At 46.9% G+C, this 12,572-nt stretch carries 12 protein-coding genes; 4 read left to right on the top strand and 8 right to left on the bottom strand.

Annotated elements, in window-relative coordinates; all coding sequences use genetic code 11:
- Nucleotides 1–119: 119 nt before the first annotated feature.
- Nucleotides 120–1,631 (bottom strand): potassium/proton antiporter, encoded by a 1,512-nt coding sequence (locus C6Y45_RS03375; protein ID WP_425427846.1) that lies wholly within the window; start codon nt 1,629–1,631, stop codon nt 120–122.
- A 66-nt stretch (nt 1,632–1,697) separates the two neighbouring features.
- Complete coding sequence (locus C6Y45_RS03370) at nt 1,698–2,126, bottom strand: RrF2 family transcriptional regulator (RefSeq protein WP_107583612.1); 429 nt, start codon at nt 2,124–2,126, stop codon at nt 1,698–1,700.
- Nucleotides 2,127–2,280: 154 nt separating this feature from the next.
- Here C6Y45_RS03370 and hmpA point away from each other — a divergent pair, with 154 nt between their 5' ends.
- Entirely contained in the window at nt 2,281–3,462 is a 1,182-nt protein-coding gene (hmpA, locus tag C6Y45_RS03365) for an NO-inducible flavohemoprotein (RefSeq protein WP_107583611.1), read from the top strand.
- Nucleotides 3,463–3,667: 205 nt separating this feature from the next.
- Complete coding sequence (locus tag C6Y45_RS03360) at nt 3,668–4,150, top strand: glutathione peroxidase (protein WP_107583610.1); 483 nt, start codon at nt 3,668–3,670, stop codon at nt 4,148–4,150.
- Between the two features lie 74 nt (nt 4,151–4,224).
- Here C6Y45_RS03360 and C6Y45_RS03355 read toward each other — a convergent pair whose 3' ends face one another.
- Nucleotides 4,225–5,094 (bottom strand): methyltransferase domain-containing protein, encoded by an 870-nt coding sequence (locus C6Y45_RS03355; protein ID WP_160058104.1) that lies wholly within the window; start codon nt 5,092–5,094, stop codon nt 4,225–4,227.
- Nucleotides 5,095–5,339: 245 nt separating this feature from the next.
- On the opposite strand from C6Y45_RS03355, the gene C6Y45_RS03350 reads away from it, so the two are divergent.
- Entirely contained in the window at nt 5,340–5,786 is a 447-nt protein-coding gene (locus C6Y45_RS03350; protein WP_107583670.1) for a DUF4385 domain-containing protein, read from the top strand.
- Nucleotides 5,787–5,925: 139 nt separating this feature from the next.
- Nucleotides 5,926–7,230 (top strand): Na+/H+ antiporter NhaC family protein, encoded by a 1,305-nt coding sequence (locus C6Y45_RS03345; RefSeq protein WP_107583608.1) that lies wholly within the window; start codon nt 5,926–5,928, stop codon nt 7,228–7,230.
- 322 nt (nt 7,231–7,552) lie between these two features.
- On the opposite strand, the gene C6Y45_RS03340 is transcribed toward C6Y45_RS03345, so the two are convergent.
- The 5 genes from C6Y45_RS03340 to xylA form a co-directional block, all read right to left on the bottom strand.
- Nucleotides 7,553–8,197: an SDR family oxidoreductase gene (locus C6Y45_RS03340; RefSeq protein WP_107583607.1), complete on the bottom strand. Its 645-nt coding sequence runs from the start codon at nt 8,195–8,197 to the stop codon at nt 7,553–7,555.
- A gap of 23 nt (nt 8,198–8,220) precedes the next feature.
- Nucleotides 8,221–8,745, bottom strand: a complete 525-nt coding sequence (locus C6Y45_RS03335; protein ID WP_107583606.1) for a GrpB family protein — start codon at nt 8,743–8,745, stop codon at nt 8,221–8,223.
- A 30-nt stretch (nt 8,746–8,775) separates the two neighbouring features.
- Nucleotides 8,776–9,129, bottom strand: coding sequence for a PH domain-containing protein (locus tag C6Y45_RS03330; protein WP_107583605.1), 354 nt, complete (start codon nt 9,127–9,129; stop codon nt 8,776–8,778).
- A gap of 140 nt (nt 9,130–9,269) precedes the next feature.
- Complete coding sequence (gene xylB / locus C6Y45_RS03325; RefSeq protein WP_107583604.1) at nt 9,270–10,763, bottom strand: xylulokinase; 1,494 nt, start codon at nt 10,761–10,763, stop codon at nt 9,270–9,272.
- A gap of 255 nt (nt 10,764–11,018) precedes the next feature.
- Nucleotides 11,019–12,356 carry a xylose isomerase gene (gene xylA, locus C6Y45_RS03320; protein ID WP_107583603.1) on the bottom strand — a complete coding sequence of 446 codons (1,338 nt, stop codon included), beginning with the start codon at nt 12,354–12,356 and terminating at the stop codon, nt 11,019–11,021.
- Nucleotides 12,357–12,572 lie beyond the last annotated feature (216 nt).

Raw genomic sequence — 12,572 nt, 5'->3', positions numbered from 1 at the left:
GTTGAGTATATAGCACTTATTATATAAAAGTAAAACGCCTTCTTTACTTCTGCTGTCGTTTCAAAAGAAAAAAGCTGCCTCTTTACAGAGCACAGCTTCAACGAACTAAATTTATTGCGTTATTTTTCACGTGAAACTTTTTTGGATTTTTCCTTCTTCAAGTCCGCTCGTTTTGCTTCCAGAGCTCTTTTAAGTTCTTTTTCGTATTTTGTGGACACGAGGATGTACAAGAAGTCGCCCGCTTTTATTTCTGTTTCCCCGTAAGGCGTAATCAATGTTTCATCACGCACAATGGCGCTGATATTCGCTTTATTTGGAAATTCGACGTCCTTCAGCTTCTCGCCGACAATTTTCAAGTCTTCATCCACTTTAAACTGCATCATCTCTGCATTGGCTTTCCCCATGGAAATTAATTCAATGGAGTGGTGCGGAATATCTTTTTTCGGCCCGGTCAGATGGAGCTTTCTCGCTACCCAGGAAATGCTCGTTCCCTGGACGAGCGCTGACGTCAGCACGATAAAGAAAACAACGTTGAAAAAGAATTCTCCGTCCTCGACCCCGGCTACAATAGGAAACGTGGCAAGCACGATCGGCACAGCCCCCCGAAGACCAGCCCAGGAAATAAACGTCTTTTCCTTCCACGTATATTTCATTCCAATCGTTGAAAGAAGTACTGCTACGGGACGTGCAATAAGAATCAATACAAACGAGAGGAGCAGACCTCCCGAAATAACTTCCCATGTAAACAGCTCTGCCGGAAAGACGAGAAGACCAAGAAGAATGAACATTAAAATCTGGGACATCCAGGCAAAGCCTTCGTTAAACTGAAAAATGGAATACCTGTAAGTCAGCTCCGTATTGCCAATGACAAGTGCCGCAACGTACACGGCGAGAAAACCGCTCGCTTCCACGAAAGAAGCAGTGCCGTATGTAAGCAGTGCAAAAGCAACTGAAAAAATCGGGTAAAGACCGCTGGAATCCAAATTGATTCTGTTAATGGAGAAAGAAGCAACCTTACCGATAACGATCCCTATAATCAATCCTGCTCCCATCTGCCAGAAAAAAGTCGGTACCAGTGACAGCACTGCTGTTTCCGGAATCATGATCAGCTCGATAATTCCTACCGTTAAAAACACCGCCATCGGATCGTTCGTTCCGGACTCCGCTTCCAGCGTGGCCCCCATTTTCGCCTTAATATTTCTCTCTTTAAGCGTGGCAAAAACTGCAGCCGCGTCCGTGGAACCTACGATCGCTCCGACAAGAAAAGCCTGGAGCAAAGTAATATCAAAAATAAGAAAGGCTGCCATAGCGACGATTGCCGACGTTAAAAGAACCCCCGCCGTTGCCAGGGACACAGCCGGTATAATTACAGAGCGCACCGTTGCAAACTTTGTCTGAAGTCCCCCTTCAAACAAAATCATAACAAGCGCAAAAATCCCGACCAACTGGGCAAATTCCGGATTATCAAAATAAATAAATCCGATGCCGTCACTGCCGGCCAGCATTCCTACAAGAATGAAAAGGATGAGAGAAGGAAGTCCTATCCGGTTGGAGAACTTTGCTGCAAGTACGCCGCTTATTAATATAAGAGCTATTAGAAGTAAAAAAGAATCCGTTTGAACAGTGCTGATCAACTATCCGTCCCCCTTTGTCGATTCATCGATTGCTCATTCTTTCACTTGTTGATGGAAAGGGGCTTATAACAGTGAAGCCAGAGCCTGTCTGTTTTTTGTAATATCAGCAAGTGTATACTGATCAAGCACCTCAAAATACGCCTGCAGCGCATCCCCGATAGCGTGCTGAAGCCGGCAGGCCGCGGTAATAGGACACGTATCGTGTTCCCTGTCGAAGCATTCCACCATATGAAAGTTTTCTTCGGTATGGCGGACTACCGCCCCAATGTTTATATCCTCCGGCTTTTTCAGCAGGCGCATCCCGCCGTTTCTTCCTCTGACGGTTTCGATATAACCCAGCTTCCCAAGTTTGTATACTACTTTCATTAAATGTGTTTTGGAAATTCCATACGAATCCGATATTTCTTTGATCTGAAAAAGCTGTTTATCGTCTTTTACAGCAAGATACATCAGCACCCGCAGGGAATAGTCCGTGTACTGGGTTAAATGCATACAGGTTCCCCTCCCTTTTCTAATATTTTATCACACATTCTTCACCGCAGTCCTGAAAGAGCAATTGTGTCCGATTCGTTAAAGATTCATATAAAATATTGCTTTAATTTTCTCCCTGTGCTTCAATAGAACTAGACTTAAGAGGAGGGATAATATGTTAACTGATCAGCAGATCTCGACTATCAAGGCCACTATTCCTGTACTGGAAGAGCACGGAACGACGGTAACGACTCATTTTTACAAAAAAATGTTTGCCGATCATCCGGAGCTTCTTAATCTTTTTAACCACGTAAATCAGGAAACCGGCAATCAGCCGAAAGCGCTTGCTTATTCTCTTTATCAGTCGGCGGTGCATATTGAACAGCTGGAAGCCATCCTGCCGGTCGTCAAGCAGATTGCCCACAAACACCGGAGTATCGGTGTTCAGGCAGAGCATTATCCAATCGTTGGAGAGTACCTTCTTAAAGCGATGCAGGAGATACTCGACCTGAATGAAAACGATCCGGTTATAGAAGCCTGGGGAGCGGCCTACGGAATTATTGCCGATATTTTTATTCAAGTGGAGCAGGAAATGTACGAAGCAGCTGCCTGGGACGACTTCCGCCCGCTGAAGGTGAAAAAGAAAGAAGCAGAAAGTGAAGAAATAATGTCGTTTTATCTGGGGACGGAAAACGACGAACCGCTTCCGTCATTTGCACCAGGTCAGTATATCAGTATAAAAGCGGAAATCCCCGGAGAAAAGTATCAGCACATCCGTCAGTATTCCTTATCGGACGCTCCCGGACGAGGTCATTACCGGATCAGCGTCAAGCGTGAAAAGCAGCCGGAAGGCCTTGTATCCAACTACCTCCATGACCATGTGGAAGTCGGGGATACGCTGCTTTTCAGCGCCCCGGCCGGTGATTTTACTGTTCAGGAAACCGAAGCTCCGCTCGTTCTTTTAAGCGGCGGCGTCGGAGTAACTCCTCTTCTCAGTATGTACAAGCTTGTGAGAGAATCCCAGCCGTCGCGCCCGGTAACCTTTGTCCAGGCAGTACGAAACGAAAACGTCCACGGCCTTGCTGAAGAAATTGCTGAGCTGAAACAGGATGACCACGTCCGACATATTACTGTTTATGAAGAACCTGAAAAAGCAGATGCCGGTGATTTTCAGGGCCGGCTGACACCGGATGCCCTCCTTTCGTTTCTACCGGATGAGGAAGCGGAATACTATTTATGCGGACCGGAACTGTTTATGCAGGCTGTCTACGATATGCTCCGGGAAGCAGGCATTCCTGCTGAACGTATTTCCTACGAGTTTTTCGGTCCGACGATGACACTTGTTGAAAATGCCTGAAGCCAATTAAATGGCAGAACAGACCCCCGGAGTTGGATCTCCCCGGGGGTTTTTCGTTTGCTGATTCAGGCTCATTCTTATGCTTTCTAAAAAATTGATCGGACGATACAGCGGGGCGAAAACTTTCAAACCAGGCAGTATCTTTTGGATTTTCTGCAGCACTTGCTTATAATATAATTAAGAAAGGTACAAGGAGGGGATTACTTTGACAACAGTACATGATTTCACAATTGAAGCGCCCGATGGGAAAGAAGTCTCTATGGAGGACTACCGGGGGAAAATTCTCCTTATTGTCAACACAGCAACAAAATGCGGACTCGCTCCGCAGTTTAAAAAGCTTGAAGCTCTTTATCAGGATTATAATGGGGAAGGGGTCGAAGTTCTCGGTTTTCCGAGCAACCAGTTTATGAGTCAGGAACCGGTGGCTGATGATGAAATGACAGCTACCTGCGAACTGAACTTCGGCGTGACCTTTCCGTTGACTAAAAAAATTAAAGTAAATGGGGACGAAGCTCACCCTCTCTACAAACACCTGAAGTCAGAGCAGGGCGGAAAACTCGGTTCGGAGATTAAGTGGAATTTCACAAAATTCCTTGTGGATCAGGAGGGGAACGTAGTAAAACGCTACAGCCCGCAGACTTCCCCGGACAACATCCGCAATGATATTGATGAACTTCTGAAAAAGTAAAGCAGTAAAAAGCGGCTCCCCGGAAAAACGGGTGCCGCTTTTTTATAGTCGGTTCTTTTTACACCGGCTGCAGTTTATGAAGGATCCGCCCCGGACTGAGAGCGGTGCTGCTTTTGTATTCTTCCTTTTAAAATGAGCACATCGATTGTGATTTCTTTTATGCTCCGGGCTTTTTCCTGAAAATCCTTGTCATCTGTATGCTTCCAGGTGAGAGGAGTCATTTTTAGAAGCGGCAGGCGCAGGTTTTCCGGAACAGCTGCCGTAAAACTCACTTTAATGCTTTCTGCTTCCGGGAACTGACGGTAAAAACCTTCCACGACGTCTTCGTTGGAATAGGCTGATTCGCCGGCTAGTTTCCTCAGCTCCTGCAGATACCTGCTGCCGGGGACCACTTTAAGAACTGCTCCTCCGTTTTTTGTAATACGGTGGAATTCCTCGTAGTTGGCCGGAGAAAAAATGTTCAGCACAGTGTCAAAGCTGCTGTCCAAAAAAGGCGCTTCAGCAAGATCTGCTACTACCCAGAGTAATTCATCCTCCCCTTTTGCAGCCATTTCAATACCTGATTTCGCCAGATCCGTCCCTATACCGGTGAAGTCTTTCTTTTTTTTCAAAGCCATCAGGTGGGATCCTTCCCCGCTGCCTGCATCGAGTATTGTTTTCCCCTCCCAGTCCAGCAGTTCCCCCAGTGCCTCATGCATTTTTTCGTAAAGTCCTCCCTCAATCACTTCTCTCCGTGCAGCAAAAAGTTCACTGCTGTAGTTCGAAACTGCCGGTTTTTTTGTTAAATGCACGTGCCCCTGTCTGGCAAGGTCAAAGCTGTGGCTCCGGATGCACTTGAGACGGCTGCCTTCATCCACCCAAAGCTCCTCTCCGCACTTCGGACACCGGAAAATTGGTGACAGCTTCTGCATTAGAGCCGTCCTCTTTTCTTTTTTGGACTGCATGTTCAAATCTCCTTTATCTTTCATCCTTTACGGTGTATTATGTCACGTATTTGTTTCATACTCCACCCGCCTACCAGTTTGAGCGCCTCGAATGAACGGGTATAATACAAAACAAACTCTGCCTGCTGCAGGAAAACCAGGCGCAGCAGTTAAAAAAACTGTATTCTGCAGTGGAAACTGTTTTCGCTGGGATGGTCTTCAGACTGCCTATACTAACGAATATCAACGGAAAGGATGTGGCTGCACTGGCTTTTAACTATGAGGAAGATTTTAAAAATACAGACTTCCGGAAAGAACCGGAAAAGTACAGAGTCGGCCGGGGAGAGCAGGGAGTCCTGCTCGTTGAACCATATAAGAGCGAGATTCTCCCTCACTGGCGCTTCAAGACACCGGAGATAGCAAAAGAATCCTCTGAAAAAATCTACGAGATGTTTGAAGAGTACAGGAAAACTGACGATTTTGTCGGAATGGATATGGCCCGGAAATTTATTCAAATGGGCTATACGCGCTCCCGCCGTTATGCCAACTATAAGGGCGGCAAAAAATACGACAGTGATGGAAACATTAATGAACGCCGGATAGACGACGAAAAAGCAGAATCCGCCTCCATTTTTGAAGAAAAATGGATCGAAATCCGGGAAGATGAAGACTATTTAAAAAGAAAAAAAGAACATCAGAAAAAATACGGATAAGCCTGCACCATACGGCTTATTTTTTTTGGACTATCCTGAAATTAAAACAAATATAAGACAGCCGTCCTTTTACATATCTGCCGCCCTGTTTTCCTCCTCCACGGACTAATTGTGCTACAATATCTGCGGAGTGATTGCTATGAAACGTTCTTTTTACCTGTACGAAATTATTATCGTCTTTACATTGACCCTGTTTCCGCTGATGGCAGCGGTATTTTTCGATTTTTCACTGGCCGCTGCCATGCTGCCCGGATTTTTTACCCTTATTTATTTGGCATATAAAAAACAGGTCCCCGCCGGCGCTCTTACCGCTTCTGTCAAAAAAGGACTGTACCGGAACCGGAATGTAGCCTGGCTGCTCGTATTCATAGGTCTTATTCTGCCGACTTGGGCACTTGCCGGCACCATTGAAGATTTGAATACATTATTTCTTCAATTTATTTCACCGGATTACTTTCTTACGATTGCTTTTCTTATTACTGTTTTCATGTCTCTTACCGTCGGCTCCGCCGTTGGAAGTCTCAGTATCGTCGGTATTCCTTTAATGAGCGCGGGTCTCGCGCTGAATCTGCCGCAGGCAGTCATCGCCGGGGCACTTGTCTCCGGTGCATTCGTCGGCGATCGGACGTCTCCTCTTTCCAGCTCCTTTCAACTGCTCGCATTCTCAACGGAATTAAGCGTCAGCCGGCACTTCAGGGCGATTTTACCTACCATGGCAACCACAGCACTTCTGACAGCCGGACTGTTTTTTGGTATGGATACCGTCTTAACGAGCACCGGCACTCCTCTGGAAACCGAACCGCTTGCATGGAATCGTGTCGTATCGTTCGTACCGCCGCTGCTCCTGCTGTTACTTATTCTGCTCGGAAAAGATATGAAAGTCTGCTTTTTGTCTGCTATTGCTGCAGGAGGTCTCGTTCTGCTTTTCCGGGGTACCGCCCCATCTGAGTGGATTTCAGGAGCAATTTCCGGTACAGCTTCGTTAAACGGCCTGCTGGATATGCTGCCTTTTGTCGTCTTCATACTTATCGTTGGAGCTTTCTGTCAGATTATCGAGGACACCGCGATGCTCCAGCCGTTCCTCGAAAAAATATTCACGGATACTGTATCTTTGACTAAAAACACCGCACAGACGGTTACTGCCGCCGCCGGCGTTTCCCTTTTGTCTCCCAATCAGTCATTTCCGATTCTTCTGACCGGCCGGGCGCTTCTGCCGCACTGGAAAAATCATTTCCATAAGCGGGTTCTCGCGCGTACACTGGCTGATTCGACCGTCGTTTTTGCAGGACTCGTCCCCTGGAGCCTGCTCGCTATTTTATGCAGTGCGATTGTCGGCGTTCCTGTTATTCAGTATGTTCCTTTTGCTTTCTTTCTGCTGTTATCTCCGTTTGTCACCATTGTTTTCAGCTGGATCATTTCCCGTAAAGGTTCCAGTTACAGATAGCAGCATTCCCTGTGCCCTGGGTGACAGGGGCTGTCCACTGCAAAAAGAAAGTATGGGAATAAAATGGCATCTTTCACGGGCCTGATAACGATTAAAAACAGCCTTATAATGATTAATCGATTTCGCAGAGATACTTATACTGATTAAATATTGTTTATAATGATTAATAACCCTTGTAATGACAAAAGAACCGGCTGTAATGACTAAAAATTTTTTATACTGATTAAAACGACTTTTATAATGATTAAAAGCCACCGTCCCCCCCAAACCCGCAAAAAAAGCTGTCCAGTTTTGGACAGCTTTTTTCAATGTTCCCGCTTTATTAGAGCTCACGGAGTGCTTCTTCCGGTGACAAATCTCCGGAAACAAGGTCAAAGCTCTTTTTGTACGTTTTTTCTTCGTCCAGTGCCGCTGCAATGACAGATGCTACGTCCTCACGCGGAATAGAAGCACGTTCGAGGTTCTCTGCCGCCTTCACTTTACCGGTGCCAGGCTCGTTTAAAAGACCTCCCGGCCGGATGATCGTGTAATTCAGACTGCTCCGAATAAGCTCGCGGTCAGCGTAATGCTTCGCTGCAAAATACGGCCGGATTTTTTCGCTCCAGTTTTCCCTGTTGTTTGCCTGGATAGCGCTCACCTGGATATAGCGGCTGACACCTGCCTTCTCCGCCGCTTCCACTGTTTTTACCGCTCCGTCAAGATCCACGAGAATCGTTTTATCCATGCCGGTATTCGGACCGGAGCCGGCTGTGAATACGACAGCGTCACAGCCTTTTGCTGCCGCAGCAATGTCCTCTACGCTTCCTTCAAGGTCTGCCAGTACAGTTTCGACTCCGTCTCCGCGGAACTTTTCCGCCTGTTCTTCTTTACGCACCATGGCACGAACTTCGTGTTTTTGGCCGCTGTGAAGTTTTTCAACAAGCTGGCTGCCGATCTGTCCATTGGCTCCTACTACAAGTACTTTCATGTAAACACTTCCTCCCTGCTTTTTCACGATTGTCTTTTTCTATACCAGCGCAGTGCCCGGCACTCCAGGCCGGTGACATATTCGTGTTTTCCTTCAATATAAGCCTTTATATTATAAGGGTATTCCCAGGCGAGCGACTGCTTCAAACCTTTATACTCCCTGCGCGCCCCGGGATGCTCTCTCAAATAGTCTCTTACAGCAAGGTGACGGATAATGTGAGGGCTCCCAGCTTCTACAATGTGCAGGTGAAACTTCCGGACCCCTTCTACATTTTTTGTGTAAAAAAGTCTATCCGGGATACCGGACTCTCCGTGCGTATAGTAGCCATTCTGCCGAAATATCTCTTCCAGACAATCTGTTTCTGACAAGCTTTCAACTACCGGCATAATATCGATAATAGGTTTAGCCGTAAAACCGGGGACCGCCGTGCTGCCTATATGGTAAATATCCCGGAGATTTTCCCCGAGTATTCCACGCAGCAGCTCTGCTTCCTGCTCAAACAACAATGGCCAGCGCGGATCGTAATCGGTCACTTCCACTCTGCGCATATCCGCCGCCCCCTTTTTCCTATTTAATTTTTATTCGCAGATCCTTCTCGACAGCTCCCGGTAAACTTCCATAATATCCGTGTCCTTCAAAAACTGAAGAGCGTGAGTTTCCGTCTTTGTCGCAATCTCAATCGTATTGGCAAACGAGAAAAAGCCGGTTTTTTCAATCGCAATCTCTTCGATTTTCTGATAGGGAATCGTCACTACTACGGATTTGGATTTTGTCATGAACGAACGGTCAACAAAGAGCATCCGGTGCGATGTAAAAGCAACGAAATCGACCATCAGGCCGTACGTGCTGACCAGCTCCTCTCCTTCAAAAAGAAATTCCTCGGCCTGTTCTATATGTTTCTTTTTATTATCTCCCCGGCTGAAAAGTCCCACAGCAAAAAACTCCCTTTCTTTTTAATTACTTTAAGAATAAGGGAGTTTTGTCCTGTTGTAAATTCGCAGCCTTCTAAACCGGAAACATCCGAATAAACGAGGCAGCGCCGTGACGAAGCTGAACTATATTATTATAAGTGCTATCGGAAATCTTTCAAGGCAGTACTGAGACTGCTTGTGGAAGCATAAACCTCCTGATACAGCGGGAACAGCCGGCTGTAAGTGAGAACATTTTCTGTTTCAGGCTCAAAACGTTCTGCCTCCTCTGCAAATTCACCTGCTGCTTCCTGAAGGGAAGCATACCAGCCGAGCCCGTAAGCTGCCAGCAGTGCTGCACCAAGTCCCGGGCCCTGTTCACTTTTCAGCTTTACGACCGGTGTATTATAAATATCAGCCTGCATTTGAAGCCAGAAACTGCTTTTCGCACCGCCGCCGGTCGCTACAACCTTCTGAACGTTCTTCCCCTGTGCTTTAAATGCAGACAAGGATTCCTGAAGTGAAAAAGTAATGCCTTCCATAACCGCCCGTACAAAATCCCCGAGCGTATGGGAAGCGTGCATTCCTATAAAGCTTCCACGGACATCCGCATCGGCGTGGGGGGTTCTTTCCCCGGAAATATAAGGAGTGAAAAGGAGACCTTTCGCCCCTGGGGGAGAACTCTCTGCCAGTTTGACGAGCTCTTCAAACGATTTGTCCGGGGCAAACGTGTTTTTAAACCAGCTGAAGCTGTGACCGGCAGCAAGGGTTACCCCCATGCTGTAATAGCCGTCTGACTCTGCGTGATTAAAATAATGCACCTTCCCCTGGAAATCCTTTTCCGCGTCCTTTTCATAAGCAAGAACGACACCGGAAGTCCCTGTGCTGCTCAGCACCGTTCCTTCTTCAAGAATTCCGGTTCCTACAGCGCCGCACGCGTTATCCGCACCTCCGGCAAAAACTTTTATCTCCTCGAGTCCCGTCGCGTTTCTGATGTCTTCCTGAAGTGTGCCAGCTTCTTCATGGGAAGCAAGAAGTTTCGGGCAGAGAGAAAACGGAAGACCAACTGCTTCACAAATTTCCCTGCTCCATTCTTTTCTACCCACGTCCAAAAGCAGAGTGCCGGCAGCATCGGAATACTCCATTGCTGCATCTCCGGTAAGGCGCAGCCTCACGTAGTCTTTCGGAAGCATAAAAGAATCTGCTTCTGCAAAAAGCTCCGGCTGCTCTTCTTTAACCCAGAGCAGTTTTGGAAGAGTAAAACCTTCCAGAGCAGGATTTTTAGTGATCGACAGAAGTCTCTCCTCCCCGACCATTTCTTCAATGCGGCGGCACTGCTTCGTCGTTCTCGTATCGTTCCAGAGAATAGCCCGGCGCAGCGGCTGTTTATCTTTATTGAGAAGGACCAGGCCGTGCATCTGTCCGGAAAAGCTGAGACCCTTTATTTCTGACGGATTGCCGGCTTCAGCTGCCACTTCCCGGACCGCTTCGAGCGTCGCCTGTACCCAGTCTTCCGGTTCCTGTTCGCTCCACCCGGCGTAGTCATGATACAACGGGTACTCCCTGCTTGCTTCAGCTGTAACAGCGCCTTCCTCCCGGCTGACGAGAAGCGCTTTTACCGCACTTGTTCCAAGGTCCACTCCTATAACATAATTCATTTATATTCCACCTTTACTCCGCAGTTCACGGATTTCCGGCTGGTAAAAACAACTTGTGAAAAATCAAGCCTTCCGTCCTGCAGAAAGTTTTTTTACTGGTACTAGGCAGACGAGGCTGTCTCAAAAGATTCCCAGAGACAGCCTGAAAAGCACGAGTGGAGCCGGACCAAGGTTGTCAGATCAGATTTATCTGACAGGGTTCGGCCCGTGCGAAGCCGTGCTCCATCCCTTATGGACAGTTCCGCCTGACAGTTTTTACAGGTCGTTAACCCGCAGCAGATACTGATTAATGCCGGCTTTAATCTTTTCCAGCTGACCGGAGTCCTGCTCGATGCGCCCAAGACCCATGGCGTGTTTTTCAAGTTCGTGGAAACTTGTCGCTCCCCGGGTGATCTTTTCTCCAATACCGCTGCTGAATGTACGGTAACGATCTTTCGTAATATTTTCGAAGAAATTATCTTCAATCATTTTGTTCGCCACTTTCAGTCCGATAGCAAAGCTGTCCATCCCGGCAATGTGGGCATGGAAAAGATCTTCCGGCTTGAACGATCCGCGGCGGATTTTCGCGTCGAAATTGAGTCCTCCACGTCCCAGACCACCGTTTTTAAGAATTTCATACATCGCAAGTGTCGCCGAATAAAGGTCGGTTGGAAATTCATCCGTGTCCCAGCCAAGGAGCGGGTCGCCCTGATTCGCATCGACGGACCCGAGCATCCCGCTGATTCTTGCTGTGCGAAGTTCGTGTTCAAACGTGTGTCCGGCAAGGGTTGCGTGGTTGGCTTCGATATTAAATTTAAAATGATCCTGAAGACCGTACTGGTAAAGGAACGAAGTCGCTGTCGCTACATCAAAGTCATACTGGTGGGTGGTCGGCTCTTTCGGCTTCGGCTCAATCAGAAACTGCGGGGCAAAGTCAATCTCCTTGGCGTAGTCTACAGCCATGTTGTAAAAATGTCCAAGGTTGTCCATTTCCAGTTTCATATCAGTATTCAGGAGTGTTTCATAGCCTTCCCGGCCTCCCCAGAATACGTAATTTTCTGCACCGAGTTCTTTTCCTGTTTCCAGACCCTTTTTCACTTTAGCCGCAGCGTAGGCATATACATCCGCGTTGCTTGAAGTTGCTGCTCCGTGGACAAAACGCGGGTGCGTAAACATGTTCGCCGTGTTCCAGAGGAGTTTCACGTCGGATGTTTTCATATATTCTTTAATCATTGCAGTAATTTCGTCGAGGTTTTGGTTCGTCTCTTTCAAAGAGTTTCCTTCAGGGGCAATATCTATGTCGTGAAAGCAGAAATAAGGAGCCTTGATTTTTTCGATGAATTCAAAAGCTGCTTCCACACGTGCTTTTGCTTTATCCATTCCCTGCAGATGATCCCAGGGTCTCTCTGCTGTGCCCTGACCGAACGGATCGGAGGCGTCCTGAGTGAGCGTGTGCCAGTAGGCAATGGAAAAACGAAGCTGCTCCTCCATTGATTTTCCGCCTACTTTTTCTTCGGGATTGTAATATTTAAAAGCGTAGGGGTTCCCGGAAGCCGCCCCTTCGTACTTAATTTCAGGTACCTGGTCAAAATAAGAAGCTGTTTTTTTCGTCATTTATAACGCCTCCATCTTCATAGTATTAGTAGTTGATAAATTTATTGTATCAGCGTAAACTTAGTTTGTCCATTGAATTAACTAACTACATGTAATTATTTTTTTATTCTTCTGTTTCAGCCTTTCCGGGTACGTTAAAATAAGAACAGTTCTTGTTATGCAGCAAAAACTAATTCAACAGTATAATGAAATTATTGTTTAATGCACAAATGAATA

Source organism: Alkalicoccus saliphilus, assembly GCF_003044065.1.
Taxonomy (GTDB): domain Bacteria; phylum Bacillota; class Bacilli; order Bacillales; family Salisediminibacteriaceae; genus Alkalicoccus; species Alkalicoccus saliphilus.
Note: the sequence above shows the minus strand (reverse complement) of the source record. Positions and strands in the feature narration are given on the sequence as shown.